Below are 15,465 nucleotides of genomic sequence, written 5' to 3' on the forward strand. Positions count from 1 at the left end.
AACGCCCGTCCGCTCCGTCTTTCTGCAAAGGCTCTGAACATGCTTCTCGGCTGCATTGGCGACGACTTCACCGGCTCCAGCGATCTCGCCAACACCCTGTCCAAGCAGGGCATGCGGGTGACGCAATATTCCGGCGTGCCGACAGGCCCGGCCGACGCCGGCGTCGAGGCCGGCGTGGTGGCGCTGAAGTCCCGCAGCATCCCGGCCAAGGACGCCATCGCCCAGTCGCTGGCAGCGCTGGACTGGCTGAAGGCGCAGGGCTGCACGCAGTTCCTGTTCAAATATTGCTCGACCTTCGACAGCACACCGGAGGGCAATATCGGCCCGGTGGCGGCGGCGCTGGCGCAGGCGCTGGACGCCCGCAAGGTCGTGGTCTGCCCGGTGTTTCCCGGCGCCGGCCGCACGCTCTATCAGGGCCATCTCTTCGTGCAGGACCGGCTGCTGAACGAGAGCGGCATGGAGCACCACCCGCTCAACCCGATGACGGATGCCGACATCCGCCGCTGGCTGGCGCGGCAGACCGACATGAAGGTCGGTCATGTCGGCTTCGCCGCCGTGCGCCAGGGGGCGGACGCCATTGCGCAAGCGCTCACCCGCGCGGATGCGGAAGGGGCGCGGCTGATCGTGGTCGACGCGCTGTCCGATGCCGATCTGATGGAGATCGGCGCGGCGCTGGACGGCGCCCCGCTCGTCACCGGCGGGTCCGGCATCGCCATGGGCCTGCCGGCGAATTTCCGCCGCAAGGGCCTGTTGTCGGGCGAAGGCAGCACCTGGCAGGGGGTGGAAGGCCGCTGCGTCGTGCTCTCCGGCTCCTGCTCCACCGCCACGCGCGGCCAGGTCGCCCGCCACCGCGAGGCCGGCCTGCCGCTGTTCGAGATCAATGCCGACGCTGCCGTGGCCGGGACGCTCGACCCGCAGGCCATCGCCGCCTGGGCGCTGGCGCAGGACGCGCGCCCGCTGGTCTTCTCCTCCGCCGACTCGGAAGAGGTGCGGCGCGCCCAGAACACCCATGGCCGCGAAACTGTCGCGGCGGCCATCGAGACGCTCTTCGCCGCCATCGCCCGAGCCCTGGTCGCGGGCGGCGTGGGGCGTCTCGTCGTGGCCGGCGGCGAGACCTCGGGCGCCGTGGTCGAGGGGCTGGGCCTGACCTCGCTGGAGATCGGGCCGGAAATCGCCCCCGGCGCGCCCGCCTTGCGCACGGTTCCCGCCGGCGGCCAGCCGCTGGCGCTGGCGCTCAAATCAGGAAATTTCGGCGGCGTGGATTTCTTCGCCGAGGCCGATGCCGTTCTGCGCGGCCACTGACGCCGCCGCCGGCGCAGAAGGGCGCGGGCGGCACAATCATAAGATCAAAAGGAGGACGTGACTTGTTGAACACCACCGTGAAGATGCTGAAGCTGGCGGTCTTTTCCGCCGCTTCCGCCCTCGCCCTTGCGGCCGCGCCGGCGCCCGCCCTCGCCCAGGACGTGCTGAACCTCAAGCTCGGCCACATCCAGTCCGAGCAGGATCTGTGGCATCTCGGCGCGCAGAAGTTCAAGGAAGAGCTGGAAAAGCGCTCCAACGGCACCATCACGCTCACCATCTACCCGAACTCGACGCTTGGCGGCGACCGCGATCTCGTCGAGGGCATGCAGATGGGCACGGTCGATTTCGGCCTCATCGCCGGCGTGCTTGGCAATTTCGCGCCCTCGATCCAGCTGCTGGAACTGCCCTATCTGTTCAAGTCGCAGGACGAGTTCAACAAGGTGGTGAAGGGCAAGATCGGCGAGGAGATCGCCGGCAATGTGCTCTCCAGCGCCAATGTCCGCATTCTCGACTGGTGGGAGCGCGGCTCGCGGCAGGTGACGGCGAACAAGCCGATCAACGGGCTTGACGACCTCAAGGGCCTGAAGATCCGCGTGCCGGAAATTCCCGCCATGGTCACGACCTGGCGCGCCATCGGCGCCAACCCGACCCCCATGGCGTGGAGCGAGGTCTATACCGGCCTCGAACAGCGCGTCATCGAGGCGCAGGAAAACCCGATCCCGTTCATCTATGGCGGGCGCATCAACGAGGTGCAGTCGAACCTCGCCTTCACCAACCACAAATATGAGTATGTGACCCTGGTCATCAGCGACATGCGCTGGAACCAGCTCACCCCGGAACAGCAGAAGATCGTCGCCGAGGCGGCCAATGCGGCCACCGCCTATGAGAACGAGCTGGTCCGCACCAAGACCGACGAGATGCTGAAGAAGATGGAGGCCGCCGGCCTCAAGGTCACCCATCCCGACACCGCGCCCATCGCCGCCGCCGCGCAGTCCGCGCACGACGCCTTCGGCGCGAAGGTCAACCCGGACCTTTACAACCGCATCAAGCAGGAACTCGGGCGGTAACAACCGCCTGCGCGGCCATCGCCAGCCACGGCGCGGAACGGGGGAGGGCTGCACCCTTCCCCGTTTCGGGCCGGCCGGCAGCGCGCCGCCTGAGGGAGACACGAGCTTGGACAAGCTGGATCGGCTGATACACCACTTCCTTCTCTGGGCCATCGCCGCGCTGATGTTCGCCATGATGGGCGTCACCTTCGCCCAGGTGGTCGCGCGCTATGCCTTCGCGAATTCGCTCAGCTGGTCCGAGGAACTCGGCCGCTACATCTTCGTCTGGATCACCTTCCTCGGCATGGCCGCGGCGTTCCAGTCGAAGGCGCATATCGCGCTCGACTTCCTGCTGACGCTGCTGCCGGCCAAGCCCTCGCGCGCGCTCAACGTGTTCAACGCCTTCCTCGTCGCGCTGGTCGGCGTGGCGCTGGTGGTCGGCGGCGCCTCGCTCATCAAGTTCGGGCTGAACCAGCGCAGCGCCGCCCTCGGCCTGCCCATGTATTACGTCTATGCGGTGATCCCCTTCAGCGGCGCCGCCCTGGTCTATTTCGCCCTGCGCGCCGCCTGGCAGCGCGCCACCACCCGCGAGGTCACGCCATGATCGCCCTGCTTCTGTTCGGCGGCTTCGCGCTGTTCCTCATTCTCGGGGTGCCCGTGGCCTTCGGCATCGCCCTCGCCTCGCTGGGGGCGATCCTCTACCAGGGCTACCCGATGGCGCTGTTCGGCCAGCGCCTGTTCACCTCGGTCGATTCCTTCCCGCTGATGGCGATCCCGCTGTTCATGCTGGCCGGCTCGCTGATGGGCCATGGCGGCATCACAAGGCGCATCATCAATCTGGCGCTGGCGCTGGTCGGCAATATCCGCGGCAGCCTTGCCCATGTCGTCACGACAAGCGGCGTGATCATGGGCGGCGTCTCCGGCTCGGGCGTGGCGGATGTCGCCGCGCTGGGCTCGGTGATGATCCCGGAGATGAAGAAGCGCAACTACGATGCCGGCTTCTCCGCCGCGCTCGTCGCGTCTTCGGGCAGCCTGGCGCTGATCCTGCCGCCGAGCATCGCCATCATCATCTATGGCGTGTCCAACCAGGCCTCGATCGGCGACCTGTTCCTCGCCGCCATCGCGCCCGGCATCCTTATCGGCCTCGGTTTCGCGCTCTATTCCTATGTCTATGCGGTGCGGCACGGCTATCCCACGGAAGGCCGGGTGAGCGGCGCTGAGAAGTGGCAGCGCTTCAAGGAGGCGAGCTGGGCGCTGATGATGCCCGTCATCATCATCGGCGGCATCCGCATGGGCGTGTTCACCCCCACCGAGGGCGGCGCGGTGGTGGCGGTCTATGCCTTCCTGGTCGGACTGTTCGTCTACAAGGAATTCACCCTCGCCGACATTCCGAAGATCTGCATGGAAGCGGCCATCGCCACGGCGGTGATCGCCGCCATCATCGCCGCCACCTCGCTGTTCGGCTGGCTGCTCACCAATGCCCGCCTGCCGCAGACCATTGCCGGCGCCATTCTCGGGCTCACCGAGAACAAGATCCTGCTGCTGCTGCTGATCAACCTCATGCTGCTCGTGGTCGGCATGTTCCTCGACAGCGGTCCGGCGATCCTGCTGATGACGCCGATCCTCGGCCCGGTGGCGGCGCATATGGGGGTGGACCCGGTGCAGTTCGGCCTGATCATGGTGATCAACCTCACCATCGGCCTGCTGACGCCCCCGGTGGGCACGGCGCTCTACCTCGCCAGCAGCATTTCCGGCGTGCCGGTCATGAAGCTCTCGCGCGCCATGCTGCCCTTCATCGGCATCATGCTGGCGGTGCTGGCGCTGGTCACCTATGTGCCCGGCTTCACCAGCTGGGCGCTGACCAGGTAAGTTGCGGCGGCCGGCGCCCCTGCGGTGCCGGCCTCTTCGATCCCGGCCTAAGGAGACGGAACGATGAGCGGGAATGAGCGGGCCGAACTTCTGTGCACCCTGTGCAAGAGCCTGTTCGACCGGGGCTACAGCGTCGGCGGCGCCGGCAATGTCTCGGTGCGGCTGGAGGAAGGCGGCTTCCTCGTCACCCCCACCGGCGGCAGTCTCGGGCGGCTCTCCCCCGACGCGCTGGCGCGGATCGACGGCGAGGGCCGGCCGGTGCCGGGACCCAAGCCCTCGAAGGAATTCGCCTTCCATCTCGCTCTGTTCGAGGCGCGGCCGGAGGTGGGGGCGATCGTGCATCTGCACTCGACCTATCTCACCGCCCTCTCCTGCCTGGAAGACCTGCCGACCGACAACGCTCTGCGCCCCTTCACGCCCTATTACGTGATGCGCGCCGGCTATATGCCGGTCATTCCCTATTACCGCCCCGGCGCGCCGGAAATCGCCCGCGATCTCGCGGTGGCGGCGAAGGCGCACCCGGTCAACGCCTTCCTGCTCGCCTCGCATGGCGTGGTGGTGCTGGGCAAGGACCTGGAAGACGCGGTCAACAATGCCGAGGAGCTGGAAGAGACCGCGCGCCTCGCCTTCATCCTGCGCGGCGAGAAGATCCGCTACCTCACAGAGGCCGAGATCGCCGAACTGCGCGCCATGGGCCGCTGAAACCGGACGCTGAGGCGGGGCGCCTGACACGGGCACGCGTGGCGGGCACTGAGCCGGCAAAGCTCCCGCCGGCCGCGTGCGTAAAGGCCCGGCCCGGCCACCGCCGCCCGGCCGGGATTTTCAGCCCGTTAATAAATATGCTAGGCCATCGGGCGTGAAACGCGTGAAAACACGACCCACCCCGGCCTTGACGCCGCTCACCGTCGCCAGCCTCGCGCTGCTGGCGGGCGGCATGCTCGTTGCGGCCCCGGCTTCGGCCGCGACGAACGCGGCTGCGACCAAAGCGGCTGCGACCAAGAAGGCCGCGCCCGTGCGTACCGTGCGCGTGGTGGCGGTCACGCTCTCCCGCGTCGTGCCGCCGCCGGTTCTGGCGCCGGTGCCGCGCTGCCCGGCCGATCTCGTCGCCCCTTCCTACAGTGCGTGGATCACCGACCCCGCGCGCGGCGCGCTCACCGGCGAGCGGCTGGTGGTGCACACGGAGGCGGTCGCCCTTGTGGCCGTGACGCCGAGCGAGAGCTCTCCGGCGATCACCGCGCCTAGCGAGCCCGCCGCGCCTTTGGCGTCGGCCGCCGCCCCGGCTGAACCCGCCGCACCCGCTGCCGCGCCCCCGACCATTCCCGTGCCGCCCAAGCGCCTGGCGGAAAAGCGCGCCATCGTGCTCGCTTCGCTGGTGCCGCTGCCGCCGAGCCGACCCAGCGACGCGCTCGCCTTCGCCGCTCCGCCATCGGCCGACTCCCCCGCCTTCCCGGCCGCACAGGCAAAGGCGGCCGCGTCCGCCAAGGTGCCGGCCGAAGCGGTGGCCGAGGCGGAGGTGGAGCCGCTGCCGGAGGGGGAAGACGCCGCGCGCCCCATCGACGACGCGCCCGAGCCGGTGGCGACCCGCGCCACTGCCGACCGCGCGCCCGAGGCCATCGAGGCGCTGCTGGAGCGCCACGCCCAGCGCTTCGACGTGCCGGTGTGGCTCGTGCGCCGCGTCGCCTGGCGCGAGAGCAAATTCGAGCCGAGCCGCCGTAACGGCCCCTATTGGGGGCTGATGCAGATCCGCGTCGACACCGCCCGCGCCCTCGGTTTCCGTGGCGCGCCCAAGGACCTGCTCGACGCCGACACCAACCTCACCTACGCCGTCGCCTATCTCGCCAATGCCTACCGGGTTGCCGGGCGCGACGAGAAGCGGGCGGTGATGCTCTATGCGCGCGGCTATTATTACGAGGCCAAGCGCAAGCAGATGCTGGATTCGCTGATCCGCACCGCCAGCGCCACCCCCGCCCAGACCGGCGACGCCGCCGAGCCCGCCGCGCCGTAGCGGAATGGGCGGGGCGACAGCGCCGGCCCGGCTGCATCAGGTCTGCAGCCCACCCGCCACGTCGAAGCTGCTGCCGGTCATGTAGCCCGCCTGCGGCCCGGCGAGGAAGCCCACCAGCGCGGCGACCTCCCCCAGCGTCGCGATGCGACGGATCGGGTGCTGGTCCATCAGCGCCGCCGGCGGGCCGTCCTCGCCCAGCGCGTCCACCGCCATATCGGTCGGCATGATGCCGGGCTGCACCACATTGACGGTGATGTTGCGCGGGCCGAGATCGCGGGCGACACCACGGGCATAGCCGGCGATCGCCGCCTTGCTGCCGGCATAGTCGGCCGCGCCGGCGAAGGGCACGCGGCTGCCCATCAGCGAGCCGATGAAGAGGATGCGCCCGCCATCGGACAGCACCGGCGCCACTGCGCGCGTGGTCGCCACGGCGCCAAGCACATTGACCTGCCATTGCCGGTCGAGACCTGCGGTGTCGAGCTGCGGGTCGTCGACCGTGCGGCCCTGAACGGCGATGGCGGCGTTGTTGACGAGAATGTCCAGCCGCCCGAAATGCGCCAGCACCGCCTCGACCAGCGGCTTGGCCGCCGCGCTGTCTGCCTGGTCGGCCCGCCGGGCGAGCGCGCGCACACCCTGTGCCCGCAGCTTCGCGGCCACCGCCTCGGCCTTCTGCGCCGAGGCGACATAGGTGAGGGCGACATCGGCGCCCTGCGCGGCCAGGGTCGTGGCGATGGCGGCACCCAGCCCGCGCGACCCGCCGGTGACGAGGGCAACCTTGCCCGTGAGAGGTTTCGACATGAAAAATCCTTTCGCGGCGCGCGGAGGCGCCGGCACGAGGGAAGCGTTTTGTAACGCTCGTTATGTAACGAGAGGTATGAAATATGGACACCGCCTGTCAAGGCGTTTTATAATGCCCGTTATGAAAACGAAGGGACCCGCCTGATGGGACGCCCGCGCGGCTTCGATATGGAAGAGGCACTGGACGCGGCGCTCGCCGTGTTCTGGCGCAAGGGCTATGAGGGCACTTCCTATGCCGACCTCACCGCGGCGGTGGGGGTGGAGCGCCCGGCGCTCTATGCCGCCTTCGGCAATAAGGAGGCGCTGTTTCGCCGCGTCCTCGCCCGCTACACCGAGCGCGAGCTCGCCTATGTGCCCGAAGCCCTTGCCCTGCCCACGGCGCGGGAGGTGGCGGCGCATATGCTCGCCCGCGCGGTGGAGCTCAACACGCGCTGCCCCGACCATACCGGCTGCCTCTACCTCAATGGCGTGCTCGCCGGCTCGGACGCGGCCGAGCCGGTGCGGCAGGCGCTGATCGCCGCCCGCGCCGATGGCGAAGCGGCGCTGTGCCAGCGCTTCGCGCGGGCGAAAGCGGAGGGCGACCTCCCCCCGGACGCTCAGCCCGAATCACTGGCCGCCTTTCTCATGGCGGTGCTGCACGGCATCGGCGTGCAGGCCAAGGCCGGGTTCAGCCGCGACAGGCTGGACGCCGTCGCCGCGCTGGCGCTGGCGAGCTTTCCCGCGCGCCCGCCGGCCGCGTGACCCCTCCCCGCCATTGCGCCGGCGGGGGCCGGCCCCGACAATGAAGGCGAATCGCGCGGCGGGGCCGGGCGCCCGGGGGAGTGAGCGTCAGCGATGGACACCCGCCATCTCGAAGCCTTCCGCGCCGTCTATGAGAACGGCTCGATGAGCGCCGCCGCCGTGCTGCTGGGTAAGTCGCAGCCGGCGATCAGCAATCTCATCGCCCGGCTGGAGGACGAGATCGGGGTGCGGCTGTTCCACCGCGCCCATGGAAGGCTGGAGCCGACCCCGGAGGCGGAGACCTTCTTCGCCGCCATCGTGCGCACGCTCGACGCGATGGACCGCACGCTGGCCATCTCGCGCAACCTGAAAAGCCTGTCCTCGGCGACGCTGCTCATCGCCAGCCCGCCGGGCCTCGCCACCTATCTGCTCCCCCCCATCATCGCCGATGTGCTGAAGGAGAATGCGGGGGCCACCGCCCGCTTCATCACCCGCTCCTCCTATGCGGTGCGCGATCTCGGCACCATCGGCGCCTTCGATGTCGGCTTCGCGGAACTGCCCATCGACATTCATGTCGCCTCGCTCGAACTGTTCGAGGTGGCCTGCATGTGCGTGATGCGCGCCGATCATCCGCTGGCGGGCGAGCGCTGCATCGGGCCGGAACAGCTCGACGCCCTGCCCTTCGTCACGCTGTTTCCCGAGCACATCACCCATATCGCCGCGGCGGAGGCCTTCTTCGAGGCGCAGGCGCATTGGAACGTGGTGGCGGAGGTGGAATTTTTCGGCACCGCCTGCGTGCTGGTGCAGCAGCTCGGCGCGGTGACGCTGGTCGATCCCGCCACCGCCCGCTTCTTCGCCGCGATGGGGCTGGTGGCGGTCCCGTTCCGCCCGCTCGTGCCCTACCGCTTCGGCATGTTCCGCCCCAGCACAAGGCCGCCCTCGCGCATTTCCGTCGCCTTCATGGAGCGTTTCCGCCGCGCGGTGGCGCCGGACCTCGCCGCCCCGCGCTGAAAGCCCCCACCGCGCTCAAACTTCGGGCAGCGGTAGCCGGCGCGGGAGAGTGTATAACTTTGCCTTATGGACTTCCCGCTAATTCCTGTTTGACGCCGACGCGAAATCGACGGGAAATCAGGGCAGGAACAGCCTGCGCGGGGAAGACGCATATGAGCACATCGGCGATGAGCCTCTCGGCGACGAAGCGGGTCGAGGAACTCGGCCTTGTGCTTCCTGGCGCCGGCGGCGGGGCGGGCTATTACGGCACGCGCTACGGCAAGATGAAGCCGCATTATCTCAGCGACAAGCTGCTCTTCCTCTCCGGCCAGACGGCGGGCGTCGATGACGAGGGCAAGGCACTGTTCCCCGGCCGGCTGGGGCGCGACGTCACCGTGGAACAGGGCTATGAGGCCGCGCGCCTCACCGGGCTCAACTGCCTGTCCTGCATCAAGGACGCGGTCGGCGATCTCGACCGGGTGAAGGGGCTGGTGCGCTCGCTCAATTTCATCGCCTGCGACCCCTCTTTCACCCAGCCGCATCTGGTGGCGAGCGGGCTCACCGATCTGTTCGAGCAGGTGTTCGGCCCGGAGATCGGCGTCGGCGGGCGCGCCTCCATCGGGGTGATGTCGCTGGCCGACGATTACTGCTTTGAGACCTGGGTGACGGTGGAACTCCACTGAACCCGACGCCGACCCAATCAACCACACGGCCAGAAGGCCGGAACCTTCCGCAGCAGGCCGCACGGCTCATCTCTTCCAGAGGAGACTTCGCATGACGACCCATCGCCTTGCCGCTGCCGTGCTCGGCATCGGCCTTCTCGCCTCCCCCGGCTTTGCCCGAGCGGAGGAGATCACCATCGGCTTCACCGCCGCGCTCTCCGGCGATTTCGCCGCCTTCGGCCTCAACATGCGCAAGGGCCTCGACCTCGCGGTGGCGGCGCTGAACAAGAAGGGCGGCAACACCTACACGATCGACGCGGTGGATGATCGCGGCGAGGCGCGCGAGGGCGTGCTCATCGCCCAGCGCTTCTGCTCCGACAAGAAGGTCGATGTGGTGATGGGCTATTCCTTCTCCTCCATCGCCCTTGCCGCCGTGCCGGTCTTCAACGAGTGCAAGCTCCCGGTTCTCGCCTCCGCCGTCACCAGCCCGGCGCTGACCAATGTCAGCCCCTATTTCCGCCGCAACGTGCTCACCGACGCGGTGCAGGGCACGATGATGGGCGACTATGCGGCCAAGACGCTCGGCCTCAAGTCGATCTATGTGCTGAACCAGCAGGATGATTACGGCATCGGCGTCGCCAAGGCGTTCTCCGCCGCCGCCGAGAAGGACGGCGCCAAGATCCTCGGCACCGAATCCTATCTGCTCGGCTCCAAGGATTTCCGCACGCTGTTGACCAAGGTGCGCGCCGCCAAGCCCGACGCCATCTTCATCGGCGGCTTCTACACCGAGGCGGCGAAGATCGCCGAACAGGCCCGCGCGCTCGGCATCAAGGCGCAGCTTCTCTCCACCGACGGCGCGCTCAATGTCGAATTGATGAAGCTCGGCCGCAACGCCGTGGAAGGCATGATCGTCTACGGCATGTTCGATCCCGCGGTCGCCACCCCGGCGACGGAGAGCTTCCTCTCCGCCTACAAGGCCGCTTACAAGGAAGACCCGAGCGCCTGGGCAGCGCTGGGCTATGACGCCGGCATGGCGCTCGGCGCGGCGGTCGATCTCGCCGCCAAGGACGGCCCGGTGACGCGAGAGAGCCTGAACGCCGCCTTCGGCAAGCTGAAGGACGTTCCCGGCGTCACCGGCCCCACCAGCTTCGACCCCTCGGGCGACCGCGCCGGCGCGCTGTATTTCCTCGAAGTGAAGGACGGCAAGTTCGGCCTCGCCCCGAAGCAGCCATAAGCCGCGCGTCCCGCTCCCTCTCCCCCTGGGGAGAGGGAAGATAGGAGCAGGCGCACCGCGCTCCCTCTCCCCATGGGGGAGAGGGTTGGGGTGGGGGAAGCCCGGCTTCCTGACCCGCCCCCTCACCGACCCGTTGGCGCGGGCCACCTCTCCCCCAAGGGGCGAGGGAAGAAGGGGAAGCGAGCTCGCTACCCCCTCACCGGCCGGCGCTCCGCGCAGAACCCACCCGTCCCGGCTCGCTCCGGGCCGGCGCATTCCCAGAGGCAACGCAGGCAGGCGATGGATTATCTCGGACAGTTGCTGGCGAACGGATTGGTGCTGGGGGCGATCTACGCCCTTGCCGCCGTCGCCTTCACCCTGGTGTACGGCGTCGTGCGCCTGGTGAACTTCGCCTTTGGCGAACTGTTCATGCTCGGCGCCTTCCTCACCGCGTCGCTGATGCTGCCGGAGGTCCGCCTGCTCGGCACCATCGTGCCGATGCCGGGCTTCTCGCTGCCCGTGGCCGCGGCGGGGGCCATCGCCCTCACCGCCGCGCTCGGCGTGCTGGTCGATCGCATCGCCTACCGCCCGCTGCGCAACGCCCCGCGCCTCGCCCCGCTCATCACCTCCATCGCCGTCTCCGTGGTGCTGCAAAGCCTCGCCCAGACCGTCTGGGGCGCGGAGGAGCTGCGCTTCCCGGAATTCGCCCTCGCCACCCTGCCGCCGGTGGTGCTGTTCGATTCCATCTATCTCTCGGTGATGGACCTCGTGGTCATGGCGACCGCGCTGGCCGCCATGCTCGGGCTTTCCGCCTTCATCGCCCGCTCCTCGCTCGGCCGGGCGATGCGGGCCAGCGCGGAAGACCAGATGGCGGCGACGCTGGTCGGCATCCCGGTCAACCGGGTGGTGGCCGCCGCCTTCGCCATCGGCTCGGGCTTCGCCGCGCTGGCGGGGCTGCTCTATGCGCAGACCTATGGCTTCGCCCATTCCAGCATGGGCTTCCTGCCGGGGCTGAAGGCGCTCACCGCCGCCGTGCTCGGCGGCATCGGCTCCATTCCCGGCGCGGCGTTGGGCGGTCTCATCCTTGGCCTCGTCGAGGCGCTGGGGTCGGGCTATCTGCCCAACGGCACCGCCTGGAAGGACGCGATCAGCTTCGTGCTGCTGGTCGGCCTGCTTTATCTGCGTCCGCAGGGCCTGCTCGGCAAGCCGGAGCTGAATTCCGCCGGGCGCGGCAGCCTGCTCGGGGGCGCCTCGGAATTCGGTGCAGCCTGGCTGCGTGCCGCCTTCGGCACGCTCGACGGATGGCTCGCCCGCGCCGCTTCCGCCGGCACGCCCGCCGCGCTCGGCCTGCTGGCGCTGGCGCTGGTCGTCGGCGCGCTGGTGCCCTCCGATTACTGGCTGCGCATCCTCACCCTCGTGGTGATCTACGGCATGCTGGCGAGCGGGCTTAACGTCATCGTCGGCTTTGCCGGCCTGCTCGATCTCGGCTTCGTCGCCTTCTGGGCGGTCGGCGCCTATCTCACCTCGATCCTGTTCGTGCTGGTGCTGAAGGATCAGTTCGGCGTCGAGCCGGCGACCATCTGGTGGCTGCTCTATCTCAATCTGCCGCTGGCCGGCCTGCTCGCCGCCGGCTTCGCGGTGCTGCTCGGCACGCCGACCCTGCGGCTGCGCGGCGACTATCTCGCCATCATGACGCTCGGCTTCGGCGAGATCGTCCGCGTGGTCGCCATCAACTGGATGGACCTGACCAACGGGCCGATGGGCATTCGCGGCATTCCCGCGCCGAACCTGTTCGGCATCGCGCTCGGCTCGCCGCGGGCGCAGTTCTTCTTCGCCCTGGCGCTGGCCGTCGTCGTGGTCTTCGCCATCGCCCGGCTGGTGCGCTCCTATGTCGGGCGCGCCTGGGTGGCGATCCGCGAGGATGAGGAGGCGGCGGAGGCGATGGGCGTGCCCACCGCGCGCTACAAGCTCTATGCCTATGCCGCGAGCGGCTTTGTTGGCGGCTTTGTCGGCGTGTTCTACGCCCACACCCAGCAATATATCAGCCCGCTGAACTTCTCCCTGTTCGAGAACATCCTGCTGCTGATGCTGGTGGTGCTCGGCGGGCTCGGCACCTTCATCGGGCCGTTCGTGGGCGCGCTGATCTGGATCGTGTTCCTGCAGCTGGCGCTCGACCTGCCCTTCGTGCAGGCCTACCCGGAAACCCGCTTCGCTTTGCTCGGCATCGTGCTCATCGTGCTGATGGTGTTCCGCCCGCAGGGCCTCGCCGCCAGCGCCCGCGTCGCCCTCACCATGCCCGGAACGAGGCCCGGCGCCCGGCACGCGAAGGAGGTGGCATGAAACCTCTGACCCGAGCGCCCACCCCCACGCCGCTGCTGGAAGCCCGCGCCATCACCGTGCGCTTCGGCGGGCTGCAGGCCGTCGGCGACCTCGACATGGCCATCGGCCGCGATTCCATTCACGGGCTGATCGGCCCCAATGGCGCCGGCAAGACCACGGTGCTGAACGTGCTCACCGGCTTCGTCCGCCCGACCGAGGGCGAATTGCTGTTCGACGGCGCGGAGATCGGCGGGCTGGGCGTCAACGGCTTCGCCCGGCGCGGCCTTGCCCGCACCTTTCAGAACATTCGGCTGTTCGGCGCGATGACGGTGCTGGAGAGCGTGCTGGTCGGCGCGCATCAGCGCTTTTCCGCCAATGCGCTCTCCCTCGTCTTCGGCCGGCGCGCCGCGCGCGCGGCGGAAGCGGCGATGATCGCCCGCGCCTATGAACTGCTCGCCTTTGTCGGGCTGGGGGCGGAGGTGGCTGACCGCGTCGCCACCACCCTGTCCTATGGCCATCAGCGCCGGGTCGAGATCGCCCGCGCCCTCATCTCCTCGCCAAAACTGCTGCTGCTCGACGAGCCGCTCGCCGGCATGAACGCGGTGGAGAAGGCCGAGATCGCCGATCTCGTGCGGCAGGTGAGGGCGCAGGGCATCGCCGTGCTGCTGATCGAGCACGACATGCAGGTGGTGCGCCGGCTGTGCGACCACCTCACCGTACTGGAATACGGCCGCAAGCTGGCGGACGGCGCGCCGGAAGAGGTGCTGGCCGACCCGGCGGTGCAGGCCGCCTATCTCGGCCGGGCGAGGTGAGCGCGATGAGCCAGACTGGACACATCGTCCACCACACCGCACCGACCGGTCACGCCGATGCGGCCACGCCGCCGCTACTTCAGGTTGAAGATCTGGCCGTCTCCTATGGCCGCATCCGCGCCGTGGACGGCGTCAATCTCCATGTCGAGCCCGGCCGCATCGTCTCGCTGGTCGGCTCCAACGGCGCCGGCAAGACCACGACGCTGATGGCGCTGTCCGGCCTGCTCACCCTCGCTTCCGGGCGAATTCGCTTTGCCGGAGAAGACATTACCGCGCTGGCGCCGGAGCTGCGGGTGGCGCGCGGCATCGCCCATGTGCCGGAACGCCGCCGCGTCTTCGCCGGCATGACCGTGCGCGAAAACCTGATGCTCGGCGCCTATGCGCGCGGTGATGCCGTTGATATCGCAAGCGATCTCGAACGCATGGTGGCGCTGTTCCCGCGCCTGGGCGAGCGCATGGCGCAGCAGGCCGGCACCATGTCCGGCGGCGAGCAGCAGATGCTCGCCATCGCGCGCGGCCTCATGTCCCGCCCGTCCCTGCTGATCATGGACGAGCCCACCATGGGCCTCGCCCCGCAGATGATCGACCTCATTCTCGACACCGTGCTGGAGATCCGCAAGCAGGGCACCACCATCCTGCTGGTCGAACAGAACGCAGTGGAGGCCATGCGCCTCTCCGATCACGTTTACATCATGCGCCTCGGCCGCATCGTCGATGAGGACAGCGGCGCAAATATCGATCCGGAGCGCGTGAAGTCTTTCTATCTTGGAGCCGATGCATGACCGATACTTCAGGAGCCCCGCGCATGCGGCTCGGAACATTTCTCGGTGTGCCCCCGGCGACATCCGTCCGTGCCGGGCAGATCGCCGTCATCGGCCTGCCCTTCGACTGCGGCACCCACGCCACCCGCATCGGCTCGCGTCAGGGGCCGGCGTCGTTCCGCGCCATGTCGAGCGAGGTGCGTCCGTTCTATCCCCCGCTGGCGGATAGCGATCCGCGCGAAGGCGGGCGGGTGGTGGATCTCGGCGATGTCGATGTCGTCGCCTCCGATATCGGCCCGTCCATGGCGGCGATGGAAGCCGTGGTGCAGGAGGTGGTGACGGCGGACGCGGTGCCGCTCTGCGTCGGCGGCGACGGCACGGTAACGTTGCCGGTTTTGCGTGCGCTGGCAAAGCGTTACCCCGAGCTGGTGCTGATCCATATCGACGCCCACACCGACGCCTATCCCGGCGAGGAGCTCAACACCGGCACCACCTTCACCCTGGCGGCCCAGGAAGGGCTGATCGACGCCAAGCGCTCCTTCCATATCGGCGCGCGCGGCACCATGCTGGTCGGCGGCGCCTATGACTACACGCGCGGCCTCGGCTACCGGCTGATCGCGGGTGACGAGGTGCGCCGGCGCGGGCCGGAGGCCATTGCCGCCGAGGTGCGCGACGTGGTCGGCACACGGCCCGTGCACCTGTCCTTCGACATGGATTATTTCGACCCCTCCGCCGCGCCGGGTGTCGCCACCCCCACCTGGGGCGGGCCGCCGGTGGCGGAAGTGTTCGATCTTCTGCACGGACTCAAGGGGTTGGACCTCGTCGGCGTCGACATCAACACGCTGAGCCCGCCCCATGACGTGCAGGGCATGTCGGCCATGCTGGCCGGCCATGTCGCCGTCATCGCCCTTCATCTCGTCCAGCTCGGCCAGGCGGAACACCGCCTGAATGCCGGGCATCGCTGAACG

The 15,465-nt window shown here is 68.9% G+C and carries 15 protein-coding genes; 14 read left to right on the forward strand and 1 reads right to left on the reverse strand.

Annotated elements, in window-relative coordinates; translation table 11 throughout:
- Window positions 1-39 precede the first annotated feature (39 nt).
- The 6 genes from otnK (at window position 40) to ACO07Z_RS10615 (ending at window position 6,222) form a co-directional block, all read left to right on the forward strand.
- A complete protein-coding gene (gene otnK / locus ACO07Z_RS10590; protein WP_421698689.1) occupies window positions 40-1,302 on the forward strand; it encodes a 3-oxo-tetronate kinase in 1,263 nt (420 codons plus the stop codon).
- 62 nt (window positions 1,303-1,364) lie between these two features.
- Entirely contained in the window at window positions 1,365-2,369 is a 1,005-nt protein-coding gene (locus ACO07Z_RS10595; protein WP_421698690.1) for a TRAP transporter substrate-binding protein, read from the forward strand.
- Window positions 2,370-2,475: 106 nt separating this feature from the next.
- Window positions 2,476-2,952: a TRAP transporter small permease gene (locus tag ACO07Z_RS10600; protein WP_421698691.1), complete on the forward strand. Its 477-nt coding sequence runs from the start codon at window positions 2,476-2,478 to the stop codon at window positions 2,950-2,952.
- Entirely contained in the window at window positions 2,949-4,217 is a 1,269-nt protein-coding gene (locus tag ACO07Z_RS10605) for a TRAP transporter large permease (RefSeq protein ID WP_421698692.1), read from the forward strand. The genes ACO07Z_RS10600 and ACO07Z_RS10605 overlap by 4 nt, the downstream gene beginning before the upstream one ends.
- 63 nt (window positions 4,218-4,280) lie before the next feature.
- Window positions 4,281-4,919, forward strand: a complete 639-nt coding sequence (locus tag ACO07Z_RS10610; protein ID WP_421698693.1) for an aldolase — start codon at window positions 4,281-4,283, stop codon at window positions 4,917-4,919.
- Between the two features lie 163 nt (window positions 4,920-5,082).
- The gene (locus ACO07Z_RS10615) at window positions 5,083-6,222 is read left to right on the forward strand and encodes a transglycosylase SLT domain-containing protein (protein ID WP_421698694.1); all 1,140 of its coding nucleotides are present in this window, start codon (window positions 5,083-5,085) and stop codon (window positions 6,220-6,222) included.
- Window positions 6,223-6,258: 36 nt separating this feature from the next.
- Here ACO07Z_RS10615 and ACO07Z_RS10620 read toward each other — a convergent pair whose 3' ends face one another.
- On the reverse strand, window positions 6,259-7,020 hold the full coding sequence (locus ACO07Z_RS10620; protein WP_421698695.1) for an SDR family NAD(P)-dependent oxidoreductase: 762 nt from the start codon (window positions 7,018-7,020) through the stop codon (window positions 6,259-6,261).
- A gap of 144 nt (window positions 7,021-7,164) precedes the next feature.
- Between ACO07Z_RS10620 and ACO07Z_RS10625 the strand changes: the two genes are divergently transcribed.
- The 8 genes from ACO07Z_RS10625 (at window position 7,165) to ACO07Z_RS10660 (ending at window position 15,462) form a co-directional block, all read left to right on the forward strand.
- Entirely contained in the window at window positions 7,165-7,761 is a 597-nt protein-coding gene (locus ACO07Z_RS10625) for a TetR/AcrR family transcriptional regulator (RefSeq protein ID WP_421698696.1), read from the forward strand.
- A 93-nt stretch (window positions 7,762-7,854) separates the two neighbouring features.
- Entirely contained in the window at window positions 7,855-8,751 is an 897-nt protein-coding gene (locus ACO07Z_RS10630; RefSeq protein WP_421698697.1) for a LysR family transcriptional regulator, read from the forward strand.
- Between the two features lie 152 nt (window positions 8,752-8,903).
- Entirely contained in the window at window positions 8,904-9,413 is a 510-nt protein-coding gene (locus ACO07Z_RS10635; protein WP_421698698.1) for a RidA family protein, read from the forward strand.
- A 91-nt stretch (window positions 9,414-9,504) separates the two neighbouring features.
- Window positions 9,505-10,626 carry an ABC transporter substrate-binding protein gene (locus ACO07Z_RS10640; RefSeq protein WP_421698699.1) on the forward strand — a complete coding sequence of 374 codons (1,122 nt, stop codon included), beginning with the start codon at window positions 9,505-9,507 and terminating at the stop codon, window positions 10,624-10,626.
- Between the two features lie 279 nt (window positions 10,627-10,905).
- Window positions 10,906-12,945: an ABC transporter permease gene (locus tag ACO07Z_RS10645; protein ID WP_421698701.1), complete on the forward strand. Its 2,040-nt coding sequence runs from the start codon at window positions 10,906-10,908 to the stop codon at window positions 12,943-12,945.
- A complete protein-coding gene (locus ACO07Z_RS10650; RefSeq protein ID WP_421698702.1) occupies window positions 12,942-13,736 on the forward strand; it encodes an ABC transporter ATP-binding protein in 795 nt (264 codons plus the stop codon). Before ACO07Z_RS10645 ends, ACO07Z_RS10650 begins: the two co-directional genes overlap by 4 nt.
- A 122-nt stretch (window positions 13,737-13,858) precedes the next feature.
- Window positions 13,859-14,518, forward strand: coding sequence for an ABC transporter ATP-binding protein (locus ACO07Z_RS10655; protein ID WP_421700794.1), 660 nt, complete (start codon window positions 13,859-13,861; stop codon window positions 14,516-14,518).
- Complete coding sequence (locus ACO07Z_RS10660; RefSeq protein WP_421698703.1) at window positions 14,515-15,462, forward strand: arginase family protein; 948 nt, start codon at window positions 14,515-14,517, stop codon at window positions 15,460-15,462. The genes ACO07Z_RS10655 and ACO07Z_RS10660 overlap by 4 nt, the downstream gene beginning before the upstream one ends.
- The last annotated feature ends 3 nt before the right edge of the window (window positions 15,463-15,465 follow it).

It is taken from the genome of Ancylobacter sp. (genome assembly GCF_965229075.1).
Classification (GTDB): domain Bacteria; phylum Pseudomonadota; class Alphaproteobacteria; order Rhizobiales; family Xanthobacteraceae; genus Ancylobacter.